At 60.1% G+C, this 25,842-nt stretch carries 25 protein-coding genes and 1 pseudogene; 12 read left to right on the top strand and 14 right to left on the bottom strand.

Going from position 1 to position 25,842, the window contains the following annotated elements; translation table 11 throughout:
- Positions 1-208: 208 nt before the first annotated feature.
- Positions 209-1,150, top strand: coding sequence for a DUF6515 family protein (locus AACY52_RS08475; RefSeq protein WP_339560412.1), 942 nt, complete (start codon positions 209-211; stop codon positions 1,148-1,150).
- A 26-nt stretch (positions 1,151-1,176) separates the two neighbouring features.
- On the opposite strand, the gene AACY52_RS08480 is transcribed toward AACY52_RS08475, so the two are convergent.
- Together AACY52_RS08480 and AACY52_RS08485 are read right to left on the bottom strand one after the other, a co-directional pair.
- A complete protein-coding gene (locus AACY52_RS08480; protein ID WP_339416891.1) occupies positions 1,177-2,082 on the bottom strand; it encodes a cation diffusion facilitator family transporter in 906 nt (301 codons plus the stop codon).
- Between the two features lie 15 nt (positions 2,083-2,097).
- On the bottom strand, positions 2,098-2,517 hold the full coding sequence (locus tag AACY52_RS08485; RefSeq protein ID WP_065873659.1) for a polyribonucleotide nucleotidyltransferase: 420 nt from the start codon (positions 2,515-2,517) through the stop codon (positions 2,098-2,100).
- A 207-nt stretch (positions 2,518-2,724) separates the two neighbouring features.
- On the opposite strand from AACY52_RS08485, the gene hrpB reads away from it, so the two are divergent.
- Entirely contained in the window at positions 2,725-5,235 is a 2,511-nt protein-coding gene (gene hrpB / locus AACY52_RS08490) for an ATP-dependent helicase HrpB (protein WP_339560413.1), read from the top strand.
- An 84-nt stretch (positions 5,236-5,319) separates the two neighbouring features.
- On the opposite strand, the gene AACY52_RS08495 is transcribed toward hrpB, so the two are convergent.
- The 4 genes from AACY52_RS08495 to AACY52_RS08510 all read right to left on the bottom strand — a co-directional run bounded on the left by AACY52_RS08495 (position 5,320) and on the right by AACY52_RS08510 (position 10,966).
- Positions 5,320-6,276, bottom strand: a complete 957-nt coding sequence (locus AACY52_RS08495) for a TauD/TfdA family dioxygenase (protein ID WP_339560414.1) — start codon at positions 6,274-6,276, stop codon at positions 5,320-5,322.
- 31 nt (positions 6,277-6,307) lie between these two features.
- Positions 6,308-7,045 carry a TSUP family transporter gene (locus AACY52_RS08500; protein WP_005791677.1) on the bottom strand — a complete coding sequence of 246 codons (738 nt, stop codon included), beginning with the start codon at positions 7,043-7,045 and terminating at the stop codon, positions 6,308-6,310.
- A gap of 330 nt (positions 7,046-7,375) precedes the next feature.
- A complete protein-coding gene (locus AACY52_RS08505) occupies positions 7,376-9,832 on the bottom strand; it encodes a membrane-bound PQQ-dependent dehydrogenase, glucose/quinate/shikimate family (protein WP_339416886.1) in 2,457 nt (818 codons plus the stop codon).
- A gap of 231 nt (positions 9,833-10,063) precedes the next feature.
- A complete protein-coding gene (locus AACY52_RS08510; protein ID WP_005791674.1) occupies positions 10,064-10,966 on the bottom strand; it encodes a GntR family transcriptional regulator in 903 nt (300 codons plus the stop codon).
- A 189-nt stretch (positions 10,967-11,155) separates the two neighbouring features.
- Between AACY52_RS08510 and AACY52_RS08515 the strand changes: the two genes are divergently transcribed.
- A complete protein-coding gene (locus tag AACY52_RS08515) occupies positions 11,156-11,923 on the top strand; it encodes a TIM barrel protein (RefSeq protein ID WP_339416884.1) in 768 nt (255 codons plus the stop codon).
- Between the two features lie 3 nt (positions 11,924-11,926).
- On the opposite strand, the gene AACY52_RS08520 is transcribed toward AACY52_RS08515, so the two are convergent.
- Together AACY52_RS08520 and AACY52_RS08525 are read right to left on the bottom strand one after the other, a co-directional pair.
- Positions 11,927-13,015 (bottom strand): endonuclease/exonuclease/phosphatase family protein, encoded by a 1,089-nt coding sequence (locus AACY52_RS08520; protein WP_339416883.1) that lies wholly within the window; start codon positions 13,013-13,015, stop codon positions 11,927-11,929.
- A gap of 40 nt (positions 13,016-13,055) precedes the next feature.
- Entirely contained in the window at positions 13,056-13,715 is a 660-nt protein-coding gene (locus tag AACY52_RS08525; RefSeq protein ID WP_339416881.1) for a YciC family protein, read from the bottom strand.
- Positions 13,716-13,891: 176 nt separating this feature from the next.
- Between AACY52_RS08525 and AACY52_RS08530 the strand changes: the two genes are divergently transcribed.
- The 3 genes from AACY52_RS08530 (at position 13,892) to AACY52_RS08540 (ending at position 15,908) form a co-directional block, all read left to right on the top strand.
- On the top strand, positions 13,892-14,659 hold the full coding sequence (locus AACY52_RS08530) for a DUF2076 domain-containing protein (RefSeq protein ID WP_339560415.1): 768 nt from the start codon (positions 13,892-13,894) through the stop codon (positions 14,657-14,659).
- 118 nt (positions 14,660-14,777) lie between these two features.
- A complete protein-coding gene (locus AACY52_RS08535; RefSeq protein WP_065873655.1) occupies positions 14,778-15,254 on the top strand; it encodes an NYN domain-containing protein in 477 nt (158 codons plus the stop codon).
- Positions 15,255-15,296: 42 nt separating this feature from the next.
- Positions 15,297-15,908, top strand: coding sequence for a PolC-type DNA polymerase III (locus AACY52_RS08540; protein ID WP_065873654.1), 612 nt, complete (start codon positions 15,297-15,299; stop codon positions 15,906-15,908).
- A gap of 159 nt (positions 15,909-16,067) precedes the next feature.
- Here the strand turns inward: AACY52_RS08540 and AACY52_RS08545 are convergent, their stop codons facing one another.
- Complete coding sequence (locus AACY52_RS08545; protein ID WP_339416875.1) at positions 16,068-16,364, bottom strand: DUF3077 domain-containing protein; 297 nt, start codon at positions 16,362-16,364, stop codon at positions 16,068-16,070.
- Positions 16,365-16,597: 233 nt separating this feature from the next.
- Between AACY52_RS08545 and AACY52_RS08550 the strand changes: the two genes are divergently transcribed.
- Entirely contained in the window at positions 16,598-16,846 is a 249-nt protein-coding gene (locus tag AACY52_RS08550; RefSeq protein ID WP_339416873.1) for an acyl carrier protein, read from the top strand.
- Between the two features lie 89 nt (positions 16,847-16,935).
- Here AACY52_RS08550 and AACY52_RS08555 read toward each other — a convergent pair whose 3' ends face one another.
- Entirely contained in the window at positions 16,936-17,397 is a 462-nt protein-coding gene (locus AACY52_RS08555) for an Lrp/AsnC family transcriptional regulator (RefSeq protein ID WP_339416871.1), read from the bottom strand.
- Between the two features lie 160 nt (positions 17,398-17,557).
- Between AACY52_RS08555 and yedA the strand changes: the two genes are divergently transcribed.
- The gene (gene yedA / locus AACY52_RS08560; protein WP_339560416.1) at positions 17,558-18,454 is read left to right on the top strand and encodes a drug/metabolite exporter YedA; all 897 of its coding nucleotides are present in this window, start codon (positions 17,558-17,560) and stop codon (positions 18,452-18,454) included.
- A 49-nt stretch (positions 18,455-18,503) separates the two neighbouring features.
- Positions 18,504-19,838 carry a DEAD/DEAH box helicase gene (locus tag AACY52_RS08565; protein WP_339436763.1) on the top strand — a complete coding sequence of 445 codons (1,335 nt, stop codon included), beginning with the start codon at positions 18,504-18,506 and terminating at the stop codon, positions 19,836-19,838.
- Between the two features lie 62 nt (positions 19,839-19,900).
- Here AACY52_RS08565 and AACY52_RS08570 read toward each other — a convergent pair whose 3' ends face one another.
- Together AACY52_RS08570 and AACY52_RS08575 are read right to left on the bottom strand one after the other, a co-directional pair.
- Positions 19,901-21,145: a TIGR03862 family flavoprotein gene (locus AACY52_RS08570; protein WP_339416865.1), complete on the bottom strand. Its 1,245-nt coding sequence runs from the start codon at positions 21,143-21,145 to the stop codon at positions 19,901-19,903.
- A 170-nt stretch (positions 21,146-21,315) separates the two neighbouring features.
- On the bottom strand, positions 21,316-22,236 hold the full coding sequence (locus tag AACY52_RS08575; protein WP_339416863.1) for a histone deacetylase: 921 nt from the start codon (positions 22,234-22,236) through the stop codon (positions 21,316-21,318).
- A gap of 75 nt (positions 22,237-22,311) precedes the next feature.
- Between AACY52_RS08575 and AACY52_RS08580 the strand changes: the two genes are divergently transcribed.
- The 3 genes from AACY52_RS08580 to AACY52_RS08590 are packed head-to-tail and all read left to right on the top strand — an operon-like array spanning position 22,312 to position 24,376.
- On the top strand, positions 22,312-22,881 hold the full coding sequence (locus tag AACY52_RS08580; RefSeq protein WP_339560417.1) for a GNAT family N-acetyltransferase: 570 nt from the start codon (positions 22,312-22,314) through the stop codon (positions 22,879-22,881).
- A 41-nt stretch (positions 22,882-22,922) separates the two neighbouring features.
- Positions 22,923-23,792, top strand: a complete 870-nt coding sequence (tesB, locus tag AACY52_RS08585; RefSeq protein WP_339416859.1) for an acyl-CoA thioesterase II — start codon at positions 22,923-22,925, stop codon at positions 23,790-23,792.
- Entirely contained in the window at positions 23,789-24,376 is a 588-nt protein-coding gene (locus AACY52_RS08590; RefSeq protein WP_339560418.1) for an HAD family hydrolase, read from the top strand. Before tesB ends, AACY52_RS08590 begins: the two co-directional genes overlap by 4 nt.
- A 158-nt stretch (positions 24,377-24,534) precedes the next feature.
- Here the strand turns inward: AACY52_RS08590 and AACY52_RS08595 are convergent.
- Positions 24,535-24,939, bottom strand: a pseudogene (locus tag AACY52_RS08595) (alpha/beta hydrolase); the annotation flags it as partial.
- Positions 24,940-25,824 carry a neutral zinc metallopeptidase gene (locus tag AACY52_RS08600; protein ID WP_339416855.1) on the bottom strand — a complete coding sequence of 295 codons (885 nt, stop codon included), beginning with the start codon at positions 25,822-25,824 and terminating at the stop codon, positions 24,940-24,942.
- Positions 25,825-25,842 lie beyond the last annotated feature (18 nt).

Below are 25,842 nucleotides of genomic sequence, written 5' to 3' on the forward strand. Positions count from 1 at the left end.
CCAGCAGGGTTGAGCCGGCCTCCAGGCTGCACACTGTCCACAAGACGGCGTGAGGTGAGCCAACGCCAAAAGCGTTGAGCCAGGACGAAGTTCTCAAGGGGTGGCCGACGGGTCACCCCTTTTCTTTTGCCTGCTGATAACCTGTCCAAGAACCGGGCCTCGCTTTTCCAGTCTCATGGACAGGCCCTAATCCGCAATGAGGAATAGCATGAAGCGCATCTGGCGTTTGGCAGGTGTTGGTTTGCTGATGGTCACCGTTGGTGCTCAGGCAGTGGCCGACGAGCGTGATAACGCGCCGCGCGTTGAAGGCGGTGGTCAGCATGAAAGAGGGCCGGAGGGCGGACGGCCTGGGAATAATGAACAGCCGCGTCCGCAGAACAACCAGCCACGGCCGGAAAATAACCAGCCGCGCCCGGTGCAGCAACCGCAACCGTCGAATAACCTGCCGATCCAGAGTCGCCCCGACACCGTGCGCCAGACCCAGGAGCCCCGCCAGGGCTATTACCGCGACATCCCGCGACGCAATGATGGTAACCCACATTGGGAAGCCGGCGGCCCAGGCTCACGGCCCGGCGACAACCGCTGGCCAGGCCGCCCCGACGGGCACGGCAATGGTTGGGGCCCAGGCCCGCAACATCGTCCTGGCTACGTGATCGACCGCTTCCCCGACCGCAACTACCGCGTGCCTTACCGCGGCCGGGATTATTTCTATTCCGGTGGCTACTGGTACCGCCCGCAAGGGCCGCGCTATGTAGTGGTGACGCCGCCCTACGGAATCCGCGTGCAATACCTGCCCGACTATGCACGTGAAGTGTGGATAGGCAGTGCACTGTTCTTTCTTGCGGCGGGCTCTTATTACACCTACGAAAGCAGTTCCCAGCAGTATGTGGTGGTGCAACCACCGACCGCTGTGCCGGCGCCGCAGCCCACGCCGCAAGGCAATGGCTATGACGTGGTGGCGTACCCCGCCAACGGCCAGTCACCGGCCCAGGTGCAGCAGGACGGTTACGACTGTTATCGCTGGGCGGTGCAGCAAAGCGGCTTCGATCCGCAGGCGGTGACGTACGCCCCAGACCCTGCGGTGGTGCAAACCTACCGCCAGGCCCAGGGCAACTGCCTGAGCAGTCGCGGCTATCAGGTGCAACAGTAGCAGCGACAAGCCTCAAGCTTTTGGTGTCAAGCTTGAGGCTTGTGACTTGCAGCTTGAAGCTGATCCGCAGGATCCGCATGCACCAGCACTTCGGCGCGCGGGTAAGCCTTGTGAATGGCATCGGCGGCCTGGTCGCTGATCCCGTGGGCGACTGACAGCGTCAACTCCCCCGGCAACTCCAGGTGCAATTGCACAAACCAGTGGCTGCCGGAAATCCGTGTGCGCAGATCATGTGCGCCCAACACCCCCGGTACGCCCCGGGCCAGTTCCAACATGTGCTGGCTGACGTCCGTCGGCAGCTCTTCATCCATCAACACCGCAAAACTTTCCCGAGCGATCTGGACCGCGCTCCACAAGATGTAGGCAGCGATGCCCAGGCCGAACCAGGCGTCCACTTGATGGTAGCCAAAACCCGCCATCACCAGCGCCACCAGGATGCTCCCATTGAGCATCAGGTCCGAGCGGTAGTGCAGTGAATCCGCGCGCACGGCGTTGGAGCCGGTTTCGCGAATCACCCGGTGTTGCAGCATTAATAAGGCGACGGTCAACGCCAGGGAAAACACGATCACGCCAATGCTCAACCACGGCGCGCCCACCGGTTCCGGGTGCTGCAGCCGCTCGTAGGCCTGGAACGCGATCAGCACCGCACTGCCACCGATAAACAGCGCCTGCGCCATGCCCGCCAGCGATTCTGCCTTGCCATGCCCATAACGGTGATCGTCATCGGCCGGGCGCAGGGCGTAATGCACCGCGAGCAAATTCAACAGCGAGGTCACGCCGTCCAGCAGTGAGTCGGTCAACCCGGCGAGCATGCTCACCGAGCCGCTGAACCACCAAGCGATGGCCTTGGTGATAATCAACGCACAGGCCACGCCCACCGAAGCGCGAGTGGCCAGGCGCAAGAGCCTGGCGTGTTCGGGACTGCTGGTCATAGGCGGCTCGATTCCTTAAGCGGCAGGTTGCAGGCCCAGGCTGGCGAGCTGTTGCACGCTGCCTTTGAACTGGATCATGCGCGGGTCGTCCAGCGGCAGGGTGCGGCCGGTTTCTTTCTGAATGATGCTTTGCAGCTTGGCATTGTCGACCTTGCCGTCGGCGCCGATGGCTTCGTGGAGTTTTTCCGGGGCGACCTGGGCGGTCTTGCCCGGTTCGAAGTAGATGGCGCCGGTGGCGAAGTCCACACCAAAAGCGATCAGGCCTGGGATAACGTAGAACAGCAGCCCCACGGCATCGAGCACGGCAATCGTCGGGTCGATCTTGCCGTCGATCTGGCCGCGGCGGTCCGGGTAGAAGATCGATCCGCAGGCCGTCAGTTGGCTCAGCAGGGTGACGGCGAGGACACCACCAATGACACGGGAAGCGATACGCATAAAAATTCTCCTGAACACGATTGAAAGGTGACTATAAGCCAGATATACCAGGCGACGATGTTCAAATGTGGGAGCGAGCAAGTCGAGTCGTCGCACCGCTGCTCCCACATTCAACCGCGTTCGCATTAGGATCGGGTGGTGCTTTTCAGACCAGCGTCGGCAACCGGCAGTTCGCCGTTATACTCGCCGCTCTGCTTTGGAGCCAGTATGAATTCGTTGCCGATTGATGATGTTTTACCCGCCCTGCGTGACGCCTTGGCGAATCGCCATGAAGCCGTGCTGGAAGCGCCGCCCGGCGCCGGTAAAACCACCCGCGTGCCCTTGGCCCTGTTGAATGAGCCATGGCTAGCCGGGCAAACCATCCTGATGCTCGAACCGCGCCGCCTTGCCGCCCGCGCCGCTGCCGAGCGCTTGGCCAGCGAGCTGGGTGAAAAAGTCGGTGAAACCGTCGGTTATCGCATTCGGCTGGACAGCAAAGTCGGCCCCAACACGCGCATCGAAGTGGTCACCGAAGGCATCCTCACCCGCCGCCTGCAGGACGACCCGGCGCTGGACGGCGTGGGCCTGCTGATTTTCGACGAATTCCACGAACGCAGCCTCGACGCCGACCTCGCGCTGGCCCTGAGCCTGAACGGCCGCGACCTGTTTCGTGATGAGCAACCGCTGAAAATCCTGCTGATGTCCGCCACCCTCGAAGGCGAGCGCCTCGCCAGCCTGCTGGAGAACGCGCCGATCCTGCGCAGTGAAGGGCGCATGTTCCCGGTGCAGATGCGTTGGGGGCGGCCGTATCAGACGGGCGAATTTATCGAGCCGCGCCTGGTGCAGACCATCCTTGATGCCCTGCATGACGAAACCGGCAGCGTGCTGGTGTTCTTGCCGGGGCAGGCGGAGATTCGGCGGGTCAATCAACAACTGGCCGACGCCCTGGGTGATCGTACCGATGTGCTGCTGTGCCCACTGCATGGCGAACTCGATTTGAACGCTCAGCGCGCCGCTATCGATCCCGCGCCCGCCGGCAAACGCAAAGTCGTGCTGGCCACCAACATCGCCGAGACCAGCCTGACCATCAATGGCGTGCGCGTGGTGATCGACGCCGGCTTGGCCCGCGTGCCGCGCTTCGACCCGGGCAGCGGCATGACCCGCCTCGACACCCAGCGCATCTCCCGCGCCAGCGCCACGCAACGGGCTGGCCGGGCAGGGCGGTTGGAGCCGGGCGTGTGTTATCGCTTGTGGTCCGAGGACCAGCATGAAGGCCTGGCTGCTTACGGCAGCGCGGAAATCCTCGCCGCCGACCTGGCGGGTTTGGCCTTGCAGTTGGCACGCTGGGGAGTCACGCCTACACAGCTGGTGTGGCTGGATGTACCGCCGACCGCTGCGTATGCCCAGGCGCAGGACTTGCTGATGCGCCTGGGCGCCATGAATGAAGACACACTCACCGGGCACGGCCAGAAGATGGCCGAGTTGCCTGCTCATCCGCGTATCGCCCATTTACTCTTGCGTGGGCAGGACTTGGGGCTTGCGGCGACGGCGTGTGATGTCGCCGCCTTGCTGGGTGAGCGCGACATCTTGCGCGGGGGCGGCGCGGATTTGCACAGCCGCCTGGCGCTGTTGTCCGGCGAAGAACGTGCGCGTGGCACGCAAGGCGGCGTGCAGCGCGCCAAGCAACTGGCCCGGCAATATCGCGGCTACCTGAGAGGCAAGGCCACGCAACCGGTGGCTGACCCCGATCACCCACGCTGGCTCGGCGCCTTGCTCGCCCTGGCTTACCCGGACCGCGTCGCCCAGCAACGCCGTCCCGGTGGCGCCGAATACCGTCTGGCCAATGGCCGTGCCGCGTTATTCGCCGAGGCCGACAGCCTGATGAAACAGCCCTGGCTAGTGATCGCCGACCTGGGCAGCCGCCAGGGCCAGCGTGAAGAACGCATCTACCTGGCGGCGGATTTTGATCCGGCGTTGTTCGACACGGTGTTGGCCGAGCAAGTGCGCAATGTTGACCAACTCGACTGGGACGAACGCGAAGGCGTCTTGCGTGCCGAGCGCCAACGCAAAGTCGGTGAGTTGGTACTCAGCCGCGAACCCCTGACCGGCCTCGACGAATCCGCCCGCAGCCAGGCGCTGGTCAACCTGGTGCGCCGCAAAGGCCTGGAACTGCTGCCCTGGACTCCGGAACTGCGTCAGTGGCAAGCCCGTGTGATGCTGTTGCGCCAACTCGACGCCGGCAACACCAGCGAGTGGCCCGACATCAGCGACAGCGCCTTGCTCGCCAGCCTTGAACACTGGCTGATGCCTTACTTGGGCAAAGTCTCGCGCCTGAGTCATTTCGCCAACCTGGATATCTCCAGCTACCTGCACAACCTGTTGCCGTGGCCGCTGCCGCAGCGCCTCGACGAACTGGCGCCGCAGCACGTGAAAGTGCCGTCGGGTTCGTCAGTGCGGTTGGACTACAGCAAACAGCCGCCGATTCTGGCAGTGCGTTTGCAGGAATTGTTCGGGCTGGCAGACACCCCGCGTATCGCTGGCGGGCGCCTGGCCGTGAAGTTGCACCTGCTGTCCCCGGCGCGGCGGCCGGTGCAGGTGACGCAAGACCTGGCGAACTTCTGGCGCAGTACCTACGCCGAGGTGAAGAAGGATTTGAAAGGGCGCTACCCCAAGCATTACTGGCCGGATGACCCGTTGGTGGCCGAAGCTACGGCCCGGATCAAACCCAGAAAGCCTTGAATGTAAGTAACTCCCCAGTCGTTTTGATGACTGGGGGGTTACCTGAAAGCGTTGAATCAGAGCAAGGTGGTTGTCTTGAAGGGCTTAAAGCGCTTCAAGCGCACTGTCAAATTGCTTATGCGCGTTTGGCAACGATTTGCTCGTTTGGGTGTGGATGCCACAGGTGTACTCGATGAACGAATGCCCGGCGGTTTCAGACTGGGCAACATTGTAGTTCTGAAAGGGCAGCATGGCCCTGCGTACCGGGGATTGATCCAGGATGTTCTTGAATGTGGTGCTCGCGTCATCAGCGATCCACAGCCTTCTTACTTTTCTCTGCTGGTTGCCATCGATGAATTTATGCCGGGCATGCAGGACACGCAGGTTATCCATCACCAGAATGTCCCCTGGCTCAAGGCTGATGGGGGTAATGTAACGCTCGTTGGTGGAGTAGTGGGTCTGGATGTATTTAAACGCCGCGCTGGCCCATTCGGGAATAAACGCAGTGCTGTCATACCGGTAGCGAATTCTTAACGTTTCGTCATCGATTTTTTCAAAGGCTGCGCAATCGATGGACAGCAAATCGTCGCGGCAGTAAGTGACACTGCCGCTGGTCATCAATATTTTTAATGTGTCAGCGTGATGGGCAAGCAGGTCATTGTAGATTTTCTGCCCATCCACCAGGAAGTTGTCGCCGCCAAATTCAGGCTTTGAAACGCACTGGAGAATGACGAATTTGGGTGGCGTGATTTTTTTCGCAGTGCCCTCTACGTAGGCGATGCCATTCAAGAATGACCCATCGGTATGCGGGAAAAAATCGCTCGACAGTTCGCCATGATAATCATCCTTGAAGCGTTGCCAGTCCTTGTTGATCGGCTCGCCACCGCCCACCACACCGTGTTCATCGGACTTGGTATGAAACTGAATCAGCCCGAACTTGCCGGCGGTCTCTCTAAAGGCTTCCAGAGAGTGGTCTTGAGGCTTGATAACGCAATATCCATGCTCTTTCAGAAACGTCGAGATTTCTTTGGTTTCAAAAAAATCAAACTTACGTGTGCTCATTTCACGCTCCTTGTTTTATTGGAAGAACTTTTTACAGGCCGTTGAAAAAATGATCGAAGATCATCTTCAAACCAAAAAACGTCACCCCTGCCTTTAACAGCATTGCGCCGACACGCTGCGATATACGGTCTCTGAGAAAGCCGCCCAAGTACGAACCCAATGTAGAGGCGGTAATCATGATGATGATCAGGTTGGCGTAATCCATGAACGCAAAACCTGCAATAACAAAGGCGGCGACCTTGAGCCCGTGCAGTACGCTCATTTGCATGGCGTGGGTGACAATTACTTCGTTTTTATTAATATTCATCTTCATCAGGATGGGCTGCGATATCAAACCGGTTACGGCCACGAACAGTGAAAGGAAGGTTTGAAAAAAGCCCACCAGGGCAAAGTTTTTAAATATAAAACCCAGGCGTGCGACGATCTTGGTCCAGGTGATGGCCAGGATGAAGAAGCCGAGAATCAGTGATAAATATTGCTCGGGAAATTTGCCGATGAAGAAGTAACCGATGAACGCGCCGACCAGGCAGCCGATAACGTATTTAGGCAGGATTTCCACTTTCGCACTTTTAAAGTCAAACGCGAATCGACTGGCGTTGCTGACCATTTGAATCAAGCCGTGAACCGGTACAACCGCAGAGATGGGGATAAATTGAGGCATAACCGCAAGCAGTCCAATCCCGCCGCCCACGCCAATGGCAGCCGTCATGAATGACGTAATAAAACTGACGCCCACCAATAGATACAAACCATCAGAAAGTTCGAGCATTGTTAATTCCTATCCAATTTTATAAAACGTAAAGCATATATATCGATGCGCAGGCTTCTCACCGGGTGAGTAAACCGGGCGCAATCGCCTGCGAGCGCGCTGAGAGAGTCAGGCGCTTTGAATCTGGCGTAGAAGTGGGTATTGCTACTTGAATAAAGGGCAGCAATGATGGCCGCTACTTATAAACTTCCTGCGATAAGTCATTAGCCTGTCATCACTCTGAAGTGATGCGATACGTGCCAGAAACTACGCCATGACTGAGGGGGGTAGAACATGTATATGTTTTACCCACCGATACGCTCATGGCGAGCCTCTCTTACAGCACTCGATTTACTGCTCAGGCAGGGCCCAGGCGATGATGCTGTCACCTAACTTGGTTGGGATTCGGTCATGACCGCCAACCACCGCCACCACGTACTGTCGACCCTGGCTCATGTAGGTCAAGGGCGAAGCCTGATTGCCTGCCGGGAGGCGTTCTTCCCAGAGCAGCTCACCGCTTTCGCTGTTGTAAGCCCGCATGAACCGGTCAATAGCGGCGCCGATGAACGTCACACCGCCAGCGGTTGTCACGCCCGTTGCATCACTTGGCGTACCGATTTCGAAGCGCATCTTGGAGGCGATCCCCCAAGGTCCACTGTCATAGCCTGTGCCGAACGGGCGGCTCCACACGACATCGCGAGTGCGCAGGTCGATACCGGAGATAAAGCCCCAGGGTGGCGCAATGCATGGCTGGTCAAGGGATGACATCCACGGGTCTTTAATCGCGCCGTAAGGTAGCCCGGCCTGGACGCGGAAGCCCTGGGCGTTGCCCGGCGACTCCTGGAACGACTTGGCATTGATGGCGTCGAGTTGTTCGCGCGGCACCAGCCCCTGCATATAAGGAAGGCGCTGGTTATTGATGATCAGCAGCCCTCGCTTAAGGTCGACCATCACACCGCCCCAGTTCAAGCCGCCATGATGGCCGGGGAAGATCAGGCTTTGCTGGCCCACGACCGGCGGGGTGAAGATCCCTTCGTAGCGTGCCTGGCGAAATTCGAGGCGACATTGCATCTGATCGAAAGGCGTCAGGCCCCAGGCATTGGCTTCGGTCAGTACTTCCGGTGTTTTCGATGGGCGCCCCATGGTGCTCGGCATACCAGGGGACAGTGGCTGGGTGGCTGCGGTGTAGTCTCCCGGGGCGGTGCCCTGTGGGACAGGAGCTTGCACGACATCCACCAGTGGTTCGCCGGTGGCGCGGTCAAGCACGAACAACTGGCCGGATTTGGTCGCCTGGATCACGGCCGGGCGTGGCCCGGCAGCCGTCGGAAAATCAATCAGGCTGGGTTGCGGGCTCAGGTCGTAGTCCCATAGATCATGGTGGACTGTCTGGAAGTGCCAGCGGACCTTACCGGTGGTGGCGTCCAGTGCGACCAGTGACGAACTGAACTTGTCTTCTTGTGCTGTGCGGGTGCCGCCATAGAAGTCGCCCGCTGCGTTGCCGGTGGTGACATACACCAGGCCCAGTTCATCGTCGGCCGACAGCGGTGCCCACGAGTTGGGGGTGCTGAGGGTGTAGGTCTCGTTGTTACCCGCGGGGGCGTTGGTGTCTGGCCGGCCCAAATCCCAGGCCCACTTCTGTTTGCCGGTCACTGCATCGTAGGCGCGCACCACGCCCGAGGGGGCAGGGCGCACATCCGAGTCGAGTACTCGGCCACCGGTGATCACCACCCCGCGAATGACCAGAGGAGCAGACGTGATACCCGTCGAACCTTTTCTGAAAGTGCCCAGCCCGTCTTTCAAATCCGCAAAGCCTGCGTTGCCGAAGTCGGGACACGCCTGGCCGGTCAGGGCGTCTACCGCGCCGAGGCGAATATCATTGGTGCCCCAAATGATGCGCGAGGCGCACAAGCCACTGGCATTGGGGACTTCGAAATAAGAGACACCACGGCAATAGGCGCCGCCATTGGCGAAGTAGTCCGGGTCGACTTTGGAGTCGAATCGCCAGTTCTCCTTTCCAGTGGTGGCATCCAGGGAAATGATGATTTGCTTGGGGGTGCAGGTGTAGAGCGAGTTACCCACCTTGATCGGCGTGGCTTCGTTCAAGTACTTGGTTTTCTCACCGGGTTGCTTCACGTCGCCGTGGTGGTATTCCCAGGCTTTGACCAGGCCCGACACATTTGAAGGCGTGATCTGCGACGCGGCTGAATAGTGGTTGCCCAGGTTGGAGCCTGCATAGGCGGTCCAGTTGGTCTCGGTGTGTGACGCGGCAATATTGCCGTCTGGAGAGGCGACGGTACTGCGGCTGAAGGCGGCGGCGGGGCGTGTGGTGGCGTGCGCCGAGTCGGCAAGGTGAACGCTTTTCGGGTAGAACAGCGGCACCAGGATGGTAGCCCCCATCACCAGCGGCAGCACACCCATAATGGTGAAGTAATGACTTTTTCTGACGTTGGCAAAATCACGCCGTACTACGGGCCAGAACGCCAGGAACGGCACGCTGAGAACCGCCAGCCAGGCCAGGCGTGGAATATAGGCCCAGCCATCGTAACCAGACTCCCACACCGCCCAGGCATAGGTGGCCACAGAGGCTGCGCCATAAAGGTAGAGGCCCAAGGACTTTTTCAGGCCCAAGAGGATGGCCGATAACAACAGCGCGGTGCCCATCATCGCGTAATAGGGTGACCCGCCCGCGGCCATCAGCACGCCGCCTTTATAGGCCAGCATCACGCCAAGCAGGGCAACCACTGTGTTGTACACCCCGAACAGGAGGTTTGAGACTCCCGCTGCACTACCCAACGTCCTTTCGTTCATGGCCACCATCCCTGTGCGATTCGATACGGATCCGAGTCCGAGTCCGAGTCCGAGCGGCGCGCATGATTGCCTATTATTGTAACGAAATACAATATGTAGTGAAAAAATTAACTGTCTGGTGATTTTTTTGTATTCTGTTTTGATCAGAAACAATTGTGCTAGGCTGCTTGGCCCGTTATTGGGCGCGGTGATGGCGAAGTTCCGGCACTGACGGGGAGCCAGTGACGCGTTCTAGATTTGGCTTTCTTCTGGCACTGCGCGTTGATCAGTCTTGAGTCGGCCGACTTGATCCAGGTGGCGCCAGAGAAACTGTGCGGCTTCTTCACGCCGATCAGACTCGATGAGGTCGAGCAAATGGATGTGTTCCTGGCATTGCGCCTTAAGACGCGTGCGATCAATGTTGGCCTTGTAGCCCATAAAGCGCCTGAGCTGATTCTGGTGGCGTATGGCGTCGATGAAAAAAACATTGCCGGAGCACTGCACGATCATTTCGTGAAACTGGGCCCCCAGCTGGAACAGTTGCGCGCGGGACAAGGTCTGGATCTCGCCGTCGATCAAGGCCTGTTGCTGTTGCCTGGCCTGGGCAAACGCGGCGTGATTGACCTGATAACCGGGCTCAAGGAGCGCCGCCGGTTCGATGGCCATCCGGAAACGGTAGCTATGAATATGCGCCTGCGTGTTATGCACGAAGTCCTTGAGGCCCCACCCTTGGCCTGGCTTACGCTCCACCATGGCTTCGCCGGCCAACCGGTTCAGCACCTTGAGCAACTGCCCCCGGGGCACCTCATAGCGTCGCAACAACTGCGCTTCGAAAAAGTGCGCAGGTATTTCTCCGCTCAGAATGTCGTCGACCACGCGAAGGTAAAAGTCCTCGAACGGATCGCTGGCGCAAGGGACTGCGGCTTCCTGAATCTGCCCGGCACCTTGTTTGAGGAAATAGCCACGATTGGGCTCTTGAATGGCAAGGTCCCACTCGGCGAGCAAGGCAAAAACCCGCCGGATCGGCGAGCGCGACACCCCGAGCGCTTGCGCAAATGTCTGCTCGCGCAAGGGCTCACCGGCTTTCATCGAACGGGCGCGAACCATGTCGATGACGCGTGGGGCCAACTGCAGGGCGAGGTCTTTCTTGATCACAGGTTTTATTCCGAATGGTTAGCTTCAGTCCGTTCCCGTCGGGGCAGATGCCCCCACCGCACTGGAGTGGGAAAATACCATACGAAGAGCATGAGTATTTGCACTGACCACTTTCAATAGCGTGGCGCTGGAGCCGCGAATGAGGCTCCAGGCTGATGATTTGTTTATTCCCAGGATGGATAGTTACCCATGCTCAAATTCAATGCTCACCTCGGTTTCCAGTTCAACGAATTGCCTTTTCTGCAACGCATCGAAGCCGCCGCCGCTGCCGGTTTCAGGGCGGTGGAGTTCCCATCGCCCTATGAATTTGACGCCAGCCTGCTCGCCGATCACCTGGCTCAATACAACCTGCCGTTGATTCAGTTCGCAGCGCCGGCAGGTGTTACCAAAGGCATCGCTGCCTTGCAGGGCAAGGAGCAGGAATTTCGCGATGGGCTGCGCGAGGCGGCCCGCTATGCGAAGGCGCTGAACTGCTCGGATGTGCACATCATGTCTGGCGTGACCACGCCCCAGGATGAGAGCGCGCCTGCCTACGTCAGTAACCTGGAATACGCGGTCAAGTACCTCGAAGATCAGGGTTTGCGCGCGCTTATTGAAGTGATCTGCCCGCAGGCGATGCCCGGCTATTACATGTCTGACTTCAGCAAGGCGCAACAGGTGCTGGAAACCTTTACGAGTGTCGGGCTGATTCTGGATCTTTACCATGCCCAGCTTTTGACCGGCGACGCAGCCGGGGTGCTGGCGCAGTTTTACGACAGGACCGTCCATGTACAAATCGCCGACAACCCGGGTCGTCATGAGCCGGGTACCGGGACCATGGACTTTGCCGCCTTGTTCGCGGCGCTGGAGCAGCGTGGCTACCGAGGATGGATCGGCTGTGAGTACCGCCCATCCGGCACCACGGTTGAAAGCCTTGAGTGGCTTAAGCCGCTGCGGGCCCAGGTGTTGAAACCCTAGGGGTTATTGCGCGGCAGGCAGCAGGAAGCGGGCGATCACCGGCAGGTGGTTGGAAATACGCAAAGTATCGTCTTGGCGCACCTTCGCTTCCACGCGTTTGATCCGCGAGCTGTAGAACAGGTAATCCAGGGTGCGATCCGGGCCATCAAGGCTTGGGTCGTTGGGGAAGTGCGTCAGCCATTTCTCACGGTCGATGCCACTGGATTGGCTGTTGCTGGGGATCATCGGGTATTTGTCCCACAGCATATGCAGCTCGCTGTCCGGCGAATATTGCCCGCGCTTACCGGCGTCCAAACGCAGGAATTGACCCAGGGGCAGCAGGTTGAAATCCCCGCCGATCAGCCAGGGCGTGCCACGGCCTTCGAGTCTGTCCAGCAGTTTGACCGTGGTTTTGACTTGCTCCTGCACCGCGCTGCGTCCGGGGGCAGCGCCGTCCAGGCGCGTGTTGATCACTGCCAGTTGGCCGCCGTCGCTGAGCGGCAGGTAGGTCAGCAGCAAGGCCGGTTTGGGTCGGAACTGACGGCTGAGGATATTGGCCTCGGGCGCCGGCAATTGCAGGCGTTCGGCGTGTTCGATCTGGTAGCGGCTAAGGGTCGCCAATTTGCGGCCGACGCTGCCGAAGATATGCAGGTTTGGCACAAAGTCGGCTTTCCAGTCGAACGTCTGGGCACTGCAAGGGTAGAGGTCGACCAGGCGTTCCTGCAAAAGGGCGAGCTGGTCCTGGTAGTGGGAAGGCTTGGCGTTTTCGTCGAGTTCCTGCAGCAGCAGGATGTCGGGTTTTTCGTCGCGAATCACCCGCGCCACTTCGTCGAGGCTGGCGGCCATGTCTTCAACCGTGGGGCGATCATCGGGGCCGCTGCCATCGGCGGTGTCGTACCAGAACACGTAATTCTTGCCGGCCAGGTATTGTACGTTCCAGGTCATGACCTTGAGCGCCTGCCCTGGCAGCAGCGTTGGTGCACGCGGCGCGACGCAGCTCACCGGCAGGGTTTCCTTGGCCTCGGGGCGCCAGGTCAGGCTGTAGATCAGTGCGGTGAGCAGGCCTGCGATGATCAACAGGCCCAGCAAGGTTATGCGCAATAAACGGGTCATCGGCTCGGCTTATAGCGTTTCAGGAGTGGCAAGGAGCATATCACCGCGCGTCGGCATCGCCACCGATCAACATGAATAAACGGAACAGCACCACGCTGGTAAACAGTTGCAGGAAGCTGTGGGCGCTGTCTATCAATAGGCCCAGCAATGGCGCCGGTTCTGGATAGGCTGCCACGCTGGCGCCCTTGAGCAGCCACAACGGTGTCATCACGCACAGCAGGCACACCAGGATTCGCCAGAAATGCCCACGGGTCAGGCGGAAGCTTTCCTTCATGGCCTCCAGCGCCGGCATGCCGCGCAGCACCAGCAAGTACTCGGCGAACGCCAGCACCACCATCAGCCACAGGCCCGGCAGGAAATACAGCGACAGCCCCAGCAGAATCAGCAGCGTGCTCATGGCCGTCAGCAGGGCGAAACGCGGCCACAGGGTCAGGGCCATGGCCCAAACATCCTGGGTGCGCGGCGACTCGCCACGGGTGCGGGCGTCCAGGAACAGAATCAACGCGCCGGTGTACAGCGGGTACACCAGCAACCCCACCACCACGCTGTAACCGGGGAACGCGTCCGGGCCGACCATGTGGTTGAGCACCTGTTGCAGCAGGGCTTCGAGAATCACCAGCGGCAAGCATAACTGGACGATGGCGCCCAGGTTGTGTCGGGTGAAACGCAAGGAGTCGCGCAATACGTCTAACGGATTCATCAAGTTCATCGCAGGCCTGAAAGCAAGGGCAACACTTTAACCGATCAAGGCTGGCGGTACGCAAACGTAAACCTTGAGTAAAGACCATTGAAACAACTCGTAACACCCCCATAACTAAGACGGCGCCTGATTAAAGGCGAGACCACGATTTCTACCGGCAATCTAACGAGGTCGCCATGAACAGCGAAGAGCAAACCCTGATCGATGGACTGTTTTCACGGTTGCAGCAAGCCGAAACGGACTCAGCCCCCCGCGACGCCCAGGCCGAAGCGCGGATCAAGGAGCACATGACTCGCCAACCGGCGGCCGGGTACTTCATGACCCAGTCGATCCTGGTGCAGGAACACGCGCTCAAGACTCTCGACGCGCAGAACAAACAACAGGCGCAGCAGATCCAGCAATTGCAGGATGAGCTGCAACGGGCCAAATCCGCGCCACCCGCCGCTTCGGGTGGCGGTGGTTTCTTGTCGAGCATCTTTGGCGGAGGCGGTTCACGTGATTCGCAACCGGCACAGAGCGCGCCAGCCTCTTCCAGCGGCGGTTGGCGTGAACCGGCGCGGCCTTCCTTTGGCCAGCCTGCGCCGCAGCAAAACTACGGCGCCCCGCAGCCGAATTATCAACAGCCACAGCAAGCGCCAGCCGCTCCAATTGGCAGTGGTTTCCTTGGTGGTGCGTTGAAAACTGCTGCCGGTGTGGCCGGTGGTGTGATGTTGGCAGAGGGCATCAGCAGCCTGTTCAACCACAACTCACAACAGCCGCAAGTCGTCGAGGAAATCATCCGCGAAGAGCCCGCGCCTGCCAGTGACAATGGCAACTGGGGCAACGATGACCAGAAGTTTGCCGGCAATGACAGCTGGGGCAACGACAACGCCTCGGACAGCTTTGCCGACAGCGATTACGTCGACGATTCCTCTTCCTTCGGCGACGACGATTCCTTCGTCTGACACACCGTGACCGGGGGGGCTTCGTCGCCCCGGTCTGATTTTTCCCGGAAACGTTCTCGCGGCTGGCATACTGGCAGCCTTTCCGGGCGCTGGCGCCCGGCTGTCATGAGGAAGTGCGGTGAAGAAAATTGCAGTGTTCGCCGATGTGCAAAACCTCTACTACACCGTCCGCCAGGCCTATGGTTGCCACTTCAACTACGCCGCCCTGTGGGCTGACATCAGCTCGCGGGGGCAGATTGTCGAGGCCTATGCGTACGCCATCGACCGCGGCGACAGCAAGCAGCAGCAATTCCAGCAGATCCTGCGCAACCTCGGCTTTACGGTAAAACTCAAGCCGTACATCCAGCGCAGTGATGGCTCGGCCAAAGGCGACTGGGACGTGGGCATCACCCTCGACATCATGGACGCCGCCGACCACGTCGACGAAATCGTGCTGGCCTCCGGCGACGGTGATTTCGACATGCTGCTCGACCGCATCATCCACAAGCACGGCGTTGAAGCCGTGGCTTACGGCGTGCCGGGGCTGACGGCCAACTCACTGATACGCGCTGCCAGTCGCTACGTACCCATCGAAGGTGCGTTGCTGCTCAAATAAGCGCTGCGGCTTAATAAATTGTTAGACGGAGTTGGAACAGGTTTGGAACGTATAGCGGTCATCGACTTTGAAACCACCGGCATCACCCCGAGCAGCCACTGCCGCGCTACGGAAATCGCCGTGGTTATCCTCGAACGCGGTCAGATCGTGGACCGCTACCAGAGCCTGATGAACGCAGGCGTGCGCGTCCCCGGTTTCATCGAACAACTCACCGGCATCAGCAACGCCATGCTGCGCAGCGCGCCGCCGGCGGAGCGTGTAATGAACGAGGTCAACGAATTCGTCGGCACAACGCCGTTAATGGCGCACAACGCCGCGTTCGACCAAAAATTCTGGGATTACGAGCTGGGCCTGATCCGCCGCACCCGCCTGCAGAAATTTGCCTGCTCCCTGTTGCTGGCTCGCCGCTTGATGCCCACCGCGCCCAACCACAAACTTGGCACGCTCAACGCCTTTGCCCAACTGCCCCACACCGGCAAGGCTCACCGGGCGATGGCGGATGCCGAGATGGCCGCTAACCTCACCGCGCACCTGGCCCAGCAACTGCGCGGCACCCACGGCCTGCGCGAACTGTCCCACGAACTGCTGTGCACCTTGCAGAAAGTGCCGGCGGCGAAGATCAATGAGCACCTGAAGAAACATCGCGGGTTCTAAACCCGCCGCAATCCCAAGAACACTGAAGGTCAAAATGTGGGAGCGGGCTTGCTCGCGAATGCAGTGTGTCAGTCGCCGAATAAATTGACTGATACACCGCCTTCGCGAGCAAGTCGAATCGTCGCACCGCCGTTCCCACATTTAGTTAGGCGGCGCTCATCAAGGCTGTACACACTCCAGGGCCCGATCCACCACCCCCTTCGCCATCCCCACCAAATGCATCACCGCCCGCTGCTGCGCACTCAGCACCTCACCCGAATCCTGCACCGTCTCCACCGCGCAATGCAGCAAATCCGCCGCATGGGCCAGGGCATCTTCGAAGCTCAGGTTGTCATTCAAGATAAAGTTCGGCGCATCCGGGGCGCAGGCTTTGAGGTAGTAGTCGATGGCTCGGCGATTGAGCAGGGCGTCTTCGCTGAGGAAGTTTGCGTTCGATGTGGAAGTTGCTTTGATCATGTTCAGAACTCCAGAGTATTTGACTCGCTCCTTCCGTCAATTTCGGCTTGCACTTCCGGTCATCGAGGGGCCGATGACGTGGGGCAGATTAGTGGTGCAGTCTTTGCGGAGCAAGGGGTTGAAGCTCGCTCGGAAACTTCCCGCAAGTGAAAGGGAGCGGTCTTGCTGGCCATTTAGAACAGCCCTCTGGTACCTGTTCGTATATCGGGGGAGAAAAAAAGAGAGTTAGCCAAATGAGGGCCGAGATCAGCGAAAAGGTCATCCAACTGTTCGTCGATATCATTGGCTTCATCGACCGCAGCCAAGTGACAGAACAAACGGATTTCATCCATGACTTCAAGATCATTGATGACGATTTGACCTGCTTCGTCATGCAGATCAAATGGCAGTTCAACCTGCACGCCACTCAGGCAGATTGGGATCACATCACCACGATCAGGCAGATTGTCGATTTGATTGTTGAGCGCTCAAACGTGCATTGATGCAACTTACGTCATCGCAGGCAAGCCAGCTCCCACAGTTGGAATGCATTTCAACGGTGGGAGCCGGGCTTGCCCGCGATGGCGGTGGGTCAGCCACCACTCTTCCCGATCCCCTCCAACTGCCCCAACGGTACCCGCCGCTCTATCGCGCTCGACAAAATGATCGAGGTCTTGCTGAACCCGAACTTCGCTACCCGATTAATCAGGTTTTCCAGCTCCGGCATGCTGCCCACTGCCGCTTGCATGATCACACATGGATCACCCGTCACCCGATGGCACTCGGTCAGCTCAGGGATTTGCGCCAGGGCGTCGTAGGTCTTTTGGCTGCCATGGTTAGTCAGCCGCAGCTCCATCACGCATTGAATCGGCAAGCCGACTTTGGACAGGTCCACCTTGGCCTGATAACCGGTGATCACGCCGCTGGCCTCGAGCTTGGCCACTCGCTCAGCGACGGCGGGGGCGGAGAGGTTTACCTTGCGGGCGAGTTGCGCGTAGGAGGCGCGGCCGTCTTCGAGCAGGGCGCTGAGGAGCAGGCGGTCGTATTTGTCCATGATAAGGCTCCGGTAACGCGTGGCTTTCGAAAACATGGCTTATAGCGCTGATAACCATGCTTTGAAAAGTGTATGGGCGGTTTAAACAGGTTTTGTAACTTATGTTTATCGACCTGCTTTTTTAGAATAAGCCTCCCTACACCTGCCATAGAGCTGCCCAATGCCTGGCTCACGTCGCTTTCCCTTACCGTTGATCGCCGCCTTTTTTGCGTTGTATGTGATCTGGGGGTCTACCTACCTGGTGATCCGGATTGGCGTGGCGTACTGGCCGCCGTTGATGCTCGGTGGGATTCGCTTTTTGCTGGCGGGCGCGGCGATGTACGGCTATTTACGCTGGCGCGGGGCGCCGGCGCCGACCTGGGAGCAGTGGAAGGCCGCCGCCAAAATCGGCATTTTGCTGCTGACTTTCGGCAACGGCTCGGTGACGTTGGCCGAGCACTCGGGTGTGTCGTCCGGTGTTGCCGCACTGGCCGTGGCGACCGTGCCGTTGTTCACCTTGCTCTGTGGCTATTTCTGGGGCGCGCGCAATACCCGTCTGGAATGGGCCGGGGTGGTCCTGGGGATTATCGGCATCGCCATGCTCAACATGGGCAGCACCTTGCAATCGAGCCCAACGGGCGCTGCCTTGCTGTTATTTGCTGCCGCTTCGTGGGCATTTGGTTCGGTGTGGAGCCGGCGCTTGCCGCTGCCTCAAGGGGCCATGGCCAGTGCCGCAGAAATGTTGGTGGCCGGCGTCACGTTGTTGATCGGCAGCGTGTTGACCGGTGAGCGCCTGCAGGCTATGCCACCGCTGGAAGGTTGGCTGGCCCTGGCCTATTTGGCTGTGTTCGGTTCGATCATCGCCTTTAACGCTTATATGTACCTGCTCAAGCATGTACGCCCGGCGGCGGCTACCAGCTATGCCTACGTCAACCCGGCGGTGGCGGTGTTGTTGGGGATCGTATTCGTGGGCGAGACCATTGGCATGGAAGAAGCCCTTGCGATGCTGGTGATTATCAGCGCGGTGCTATTGATCAGCCTGCCCCAGTGGCGCAAGCCCAAGCCGGAAATAAGGTAAACTGCCGCGCATTACGCGCAGTGCGCTGAATTTTTCCTACGGTAAACACATGACTTTCGCCACACTTGGCCTGATCGAACCCTTGCTGCGCGCCCTTGAGACGCTTGGCTACCAGACCCCGACGCCGGTGCAGGCGCAAGCCATTCCGGCGGTGCTGGCCGGTCGCGACCTGATGGCCGCGGCCCAGACCGGCACCGGCAAGACCGCCGGTTTCGCCGTGCCGCTGCTGCAGTTGCTGACCATGGAAGGGCCGAAAGTCGCTGCCAACTCGGCGCGTGCGCTGATCCTGTGCCCAACCCGCGAGCTCGCCGAACAGGTTCACGCCAGCGTTGCCGAGTACGCGCAAAACCTGCCGCTGACCACTTACGCCGTGTACGGCGGCGTGAGCATCAACCCGCAGATGATGAAGCTGCGCAAAGGCGTCGACATCCTGGTCGCCACGCCTGGCCGCTTGATCGACCTGTTCCGCCAGAACGCGCTGAAACTCAACCAGCTGCAAACCCTGGTACTGGACGAAGCCGACCGCATGCTCGACCTGGGCTTCTCCGAAGAGCTTGCCAACATTTATCGCATGCTGCCGAAAAAGCGCCAGACCCTGCTGTTCTCCGCCACCTTTTCCGATGAGATCCGCCTGCTCGCCGGGCAGATGCTCAACGACCCGCTGACCATCGAAGTCAGCCCGCGCAACGTCGCCGCCAACACTGTGAAGCAATGGGTGGTGCCGGTGGACAAGAAGCGTAAGGCAGAGCTGTTTGTGCACCTGATGCGCAAAGGCCGTTGGAAGCAGGTGCTGGTGTTCGCCAAGACCCGTAACGGCGTGGATGCGCTGGTGGATAAGTTGCAAGGCCTGGGTATCAATGCCGATGGTATCCACGGCGACAAGCCGCAAGCCACTCGCCAACGTGCGCTGGACCGTTTTAAATCGAGTGATGTGCAGATCCTGGTGGCTACCGATGTGGCGGCCCGTGGGCTGGACATCGAAGACCTGCCGCTGGTGGTCAACTTTGACCTGCCAATCGTGGCTGAGGACTACATCCACCGCATCGGCCGCACCGGTCGCGCGGGCAATACCGGTGAAGCGATTTCCCTGGTGTGCGCCGATGAAGTGAACATGCTGTCGGCCATTGAGATGCTGACGCGTCAGACGCTGAGCCGGCATATGGAGCAGGATTTCGAACCGGAGCACCGCGTGCCGGACACCGATGCCAGCGGGCAAGTGGTGAAGAAGCCGAAAAAACCGAAGAAGCCTAAAACGTCGAGTGGTGGCGGTAAGCGCAACCTGGGCAAGTGGGTGGACAGCGGGGATGCAGCGCCGGTGGAGCCTTCGATCAAGCCGGTGCGCAAGGTGCCTGTGTTTAATACTGGGCCGCGTAAGAAGAAATAGAGCCGCTATGAGCTGCGAGCCAAAAGCTGCAAGTGGGCACGACGCTGCTCTTGCTTGCAGCTCTAGGCTTGCAGCTTGCAACTGCCTTTAAGCCATTCCAACATCCCACGCCCAGCCGCCCATCCGCTGGCAAAGCATCCCGTCAGTAGGTAGCCCCCCGTCGGCGCTTCCCAATCCAGCATCTCCCCCGCACAAAACACCCCCGGCAATTGCTTGAGCATCAAGCGCTCATCCAACGCCTCAAACGGCACGCCGCCCGCAGTGCTGATCGCCTCATCCATCGGTCGCGTCTTCACCAGCGTCAACGGCAACGCCTTGATATCCACCGCCAATTGCGCCGGATCGTTGAAGTGCTCTGCCGGTGCCAACTCACGCAACAGCGCCGCTTTCACCCCATCCAACCCCAACTGACTGTGCAAGTGCTTGCTCATCGAGCGCGAGCCACGTGGCTTTGACAAGGCAGCCAGGACCTTATCCAGCGGCTTGCTCGGCAATAGGTCGATATGCACCGTGGCCGAACCGTCGCGGTTGATCGCCTCACGAATCGGCGCCGACAGTGCGTAGACCAAACTGCCCTCAATACCGGTGGCAGTGACCACACATTCCCCTAACCGAGGCTTGTCATCCCCCAGGCCGATAGCGACGTTTTTCAACGGCGCACCGGCGAATTTACTGACCATCAATTCGCTCCAGGCCGACACCTCGAAGCCACAATTGCTGGGTTGCAATGGGATGTAAGGCACGCCTTTGTCTTCCAGCAGCTTGAGCCAGGCACCGTCAGAACCCAGGCGCGACCAACTGCCGCCGCCGAGGGCCAGCAACACTGCCTCGCTGTGGACAGTTTTTTCGCCATCCGGGCTGTGGATAAGTAAATCACCCTGGGCATTCCAGCCGGTCCAGCGATGGCGAGTGTGGATAACCACGCCTTGATCGCGCAGGCGCTTGAGCCACGCACGCAGTAGGGGGGCAGCTTTCATGTCGGTAGGAAATACGCGGCCAGAGGTGCCGACAAAGGTTTCGATGCCCAAGCCATGGATCCATTCGCACAACGCTTCGGCACCAAACCCACGCAACAAGGGCGCCATATGCGGCGCGCGCTCGGCGTAACGTGACAGGAACGCCGGGTACGCCTCGGAATGGGTGATGTTCATGCCGCCCACCCCGGCCAGCAGGAACTTGCGCCCCACCGAGGGCATGCCGTCGTACAGGTCCACGCGCACGCCTGCCTGGCTCAAGACTTCAGCAGCCATCAGCCCGGTGGGGCCGCCGCCGATAATGGCAACGTGAAGAGCAGGGGTCTGAGGCATGGGCTGGGCTACGGTCGCTGAATAGGCCGAGCATTCTACCCGAGGACGGCGCAACTGCCTGATCAAAAAATGTACAGCTTCCTACAGGCCATACTGCTTCTGGCTTTCAGGTGCTTACGCTCAAGTTATCCACAGGTGGTTCCACAGGCATTGTGGGTAACGCCCACGGTTCAATGACAACCTGATGACGTCCAGACCCGTTGCGCACTGTGGTGCAGGATGCCGTGGCGGCGGGCGAGGGCCGGGCGGTCCTTGCTGTAGCCGCCGCCGATCACGCCCATCACCGGGATGTCGCGCCCCAGGCAGTGGCGCATGACGCTTTCGTCGCGGGCGGCGACGCCTTCGTCTGTCAGCTTGAGGTAACCGAGGGCGTCGTCTTTATGCACATCGACGCCGGCGTCGTACAGCACCAGGTCGGGCTGGTAGAGCGGCAGCAGGTAGTTGAGCGCGTCGTCCACCACCTTGAGGTAATCGGCATCGCCCATGCCCATCGGCAGCGGGATGTCCCAGTCGCTCTGGGCCTTGCGCGCCGGGAAGTTCTTTTCGCAGTGCAGCGACACAGTGATGGCGTCCGGCGTGTCGTGGAGAATGCGCGCGGTGCCATCACCCTGATGCACGTCGCAGTCGAAGATCAGTACGCGGTTGACGCGGCCGCTCGCCAGCAGGTAGTGGCTGATCACCGCCAGGTCATTGAAGATGCAAAAGCCGGCCGGATAATCGTAATGGGCGTGATGGGTGCCCCCGGCCAGGTGGCAGGCCAGGCCATGGTCCAGCGCCTGTTCCGCCGCGAGAATGGAGCCGCCGACTGCACGCACAGTGCGTCGCGCCAGCGCTTCGCTCCAAGGCAGACCGAGGCGCCGTTGGTCTTCGCGGGACAACTCGCCGCTCATATAGCGCTCGATATACCCAGCGTCATGGGCCAGGGCCAGAATCTGCGGTGGGCACAGTTGTGGGCGCAGCAGTTGGCTGTCCTCGGTCAGTCCCGTGGACACCAGGTGGTCGCGCAACAGGCGGAATTTGTCCATGGGGAAGCGATGATCCGCCGGGAACTCGGGGCTGTAGTCATCGTGATAGATCAACGGCAAAGGCATAGGATTTTCTGACGGGAACCTGCGACGGATCTTACCAGCGCTGTACACTCACGCACATGGCAAGGGAGGGGACCCATGGAGCCGATACTCGAATTGGAAAGCGCACGGCTGGTGCTGCGCCAATGGCGCGACAGCGACCTGCTGGCGTTTGCGCGCATGTGCGCCGACCCGCAGGTGATGCGCTATTTCCCGGCCAAGCTGAGCCATCTGGAAAGCGCTGCGTTGATCGGCCGGGTTCGTGGTCATTTCGCCGAATATGGCTTTGGCCTGTGGGCATTGCAGCGCAAGGACACCGGTGACTTCATCGGCCTTACCGGGTTGCTGAATATCAGCTTCGAAGCGGATTTTACCCCAGCGGTGGAAATCGGCTGGCGCCTGGCTCGCGAACACTGGGGCCTGGGTTACGCCAGCGAGGCGGCGTGGACCGCGCTGCGCTGTGGTTTCGACCGCTTGCAACTGGACGAAATCGTTGCCTTCACCACGGAATCCAATCTGCCGTCACAAAAAGTCATGCAGGCCATCGGTATGCATTACGATCCCCAGGCAGATTTTGAACACCCCAAGGTCGCAGCCGATGACCCGCTGCGCCATCATGTTTTGTATCGCATCACCCGCGCCCAATGGTTGGACACGCTGCACGGATAAGCAGCCCGGAATGCCCTCTCGATTGTTGTAGGAGTTGCTCTATGAGCCAAGTATTGGAAGATCTGGTTGACTTGCTGACCCTGGAGCCGATCGAGGAAAACCTCTTTCGCGGCCGCAGCCAGGACCTGGGTTTTCGCCAACTGTTCGGCGGCCAGGTGCTCGGCCAATCGCTGTCGGCCGCCAGCCAGACTGTAGAAGAAGCGCGGCACGTGCATTCCCTGCATGGTTACTTCCTGCGTCCTGGTGATGCGGCGTTGCCGGTGGTGTATTCAGTGGACCGCGTACGCGACGGCGGCAGTTTCAGCACACGTCGTGTGACGGCGATCCAGAAGGGCCACCCGATCTTTACCTGCAGTGCCTCGTTCCAGTACGACGAACAAGGTTTTGACCATCAGACCACCATGCCCGTGGTGGTCGGACCGGAAAATTTGCCGTCCGAGCTTGAGCTGACCAAACAGCGTGCGCACTTGATCCCCGAGCCTATGCGCGACAAGTTGCTGTGCCCCAAGCCGATTGAAGTGCGCCCGGTCACCGAAAAAGACCCGTTCAATCCGCAGCCATCCGACCCGGTCAAATACGTGTGGTTTCGTGCCGACGGCGCTTTGGCCGACGCGCCGGCGCTGCATAAGTACCTGCTGGCCTACGCCTCTGACTTCGGCCTGTTGACCACCTCGTTGCTGCCCCATGGCAAGACCGTTTGGCAGAAAGACATGCAGGTCGCCAGCCTCGACCATGCGCTGTGGTTTCACGCTGACCTGCGTGCCGATGACTGGTTGCTGTACGCCATGGACAGCCCGTGGGCCGGCAATTCCCGTGGGTTCTCCCGGGGCAGTGTGTACAACCGCGCCGGGCAACTGGTGGCCTCGGTGACCCAGGAAGGCTTGATTCGCCATCGCAAGGACTGGGCATGAGCCTGACGGACGTTAAGCACTGGGTGTTCGACATGGATGGCACGCTGACGGTGGCCGTGCATGACTTTGCGGCCATTCGCGTGGCCCTGGAGATCCCGCCCGAGGACGATATTCTCACCCATCTGGCGGCGTTGCCCGCGGATGAGGCGGCGGCCAAGCATGCCTGGCTGCTGGAGCATGAGCGCGAGTTGGCGCTGGGTTCGGTCGCCGCAGAAGGCGCGGTTGAGTTGGTGCGCGAGCTGGCCGGGCGTGGTTATCGCCTGGGCATCCTGACCCGCAATGCGCGGGAGTTGGCCCACGTTACGCTGGAGGCAATTGGCCTGGCGGACTGTTTTGCCCTCGAGGATGTGCTGGGGCGTGAAGATGCGCCACCGAAGCCGGACCCGGGTGGTTTTCTGAAACTGGCAGCCGCTTGGGATGTCGCGCCGAGCGAGATGGTGATGGTCGGTGATTACCGCTTCGACCTGGATTGTGGCCGAGCGGCAGGTGCGCGGACGGTGTTGGTTAACCTGCCCGAGAACCCGTGGCCGGAGTTGGCGGATTGGCATGCCGAGGATTGCGTGGCGCTGCGTCGGATGATTTAAACCGGACACCGAAAATCAAATGTGGGGGCGAGCAAGCCCCCACATGTTGATCCGGTTTTGTCTGTTAATTTGTGAACAGTACCTTCTGCCCCTCCGGTGACGTAAACATCCCATCCCCGTTATGCCCCACTCCAGGCTCTTCCACCCACCAGTGGCCCACCTGCGGATGCCGCTGCTGGAGGTCGCACAAAATAGTTGTGCCCGCGACAGTCATTGCCCTTCCAGCGCAGTACCTGGTTGTCCAGGTGGTTGCGCTTCACGTCGAACTCATTCAGAAACTGCGGCGCTATCACCAGCGTATTGGCAGCTTGGCCTGCGTGCTCGGCGGCGTTTTCACCGCTTTGCAGGTAAGTCTGCGCGTTACGCAGGCGACCCTGCACGATGATCAATGCACGGGTGACTTGGGGCAGCGGCTGGCGCCAGTCCTGGCTCACGCCGAGGCTGAGGTCACCGGCATCCAGGTGAAAACGATCGGGACTCACGACTTTGACGCCATGTTCGGCGGCCAAGGTGGTAGAGCAGGTCAGCACCAAACCCAGCAGCAATCCCAATCGTTTATTCATCTAGAGACTCTTGGCCGTAAACGTATCGCATTGATTGATCTGGCCCTGGGCGAAGCCAGTCTTGAACCAGCGTACCCGCTGTGCCGAGGTGCCGTGGGTAAACGAGTCCGGTACGACACGGCCCTGACCCTGTTGCTGCAAGCGGTCGTCGCCAATTGCGTTGGCCGCATTCAGCGCTTCTTCAATGTCGCCGGGCTCCAGCCAGTTCAAGCGCTTTTGCGCACGGTTGGCCCACACCCCGGCGAAGCAGTCGGCTTGCAGTTCCTGACGGACCAGCAGACCTCCATCGCCCTCCATTTGCCGACCCTGTTGGCGCGCGGCCTGGATTTTCGACGAGATGCCGAGCAACGTCTGCACGTGGTGCCCGACTTCGTGGGCGATCACATACGCCTGGGCAAAGTCGCCGGCGGCCTGGAAGCGTTGCGACATTTCCCGGAAAAACCCCAGGTCCAGGTACACCTGCTGGTCAGCCGGGCAATAAAACGGGCCGCTGGCCGAGGTGGCACCACCGCAGGCCGAATTCACCCGGCCACGGAACAGGATCAGTTTCGGATTCTTGTAGGCCAACCCGTTTTCCTGGAACACCTGGCCCCAAGTGTCTTCGGTATCGCCCAGTACGGCCCGCACAAAATCGGCTTGCTCATCGTTGGCCGGCGGCGCCTGGCGCGGCTGTGTACTCACCGACGGTGCCTGTTCCATCTGGCCGGTCAACTGGCCGAGGATCTGCATCGGGTCCTGGCCGGTCAGCCAGCCGATGCCGACGATCAGCACAATCGCCGCCAGGCTCAGGCCTTTGCCGCCACCAAAGCGCATGCCGCCGCCACCGCCGCCGTCACTGCGTGCATCCACCACGTTGTCGCTGCGTCGGCCTTTTTTCCATAGCATGTGGGCAATCCTCTGGGT

The sequence above is a fragment of the Pseudomonas sp. EA_65y_Pfl1_P113 genome (genome assembly GCF_963970525.1).
GTDB lineage: Bacteria > Pseudomonadota > Gammaproteobacteria > Pseudomonadales > Pseudomonadaceae > Aquipseudomonas > Aquipseudomonas tritici.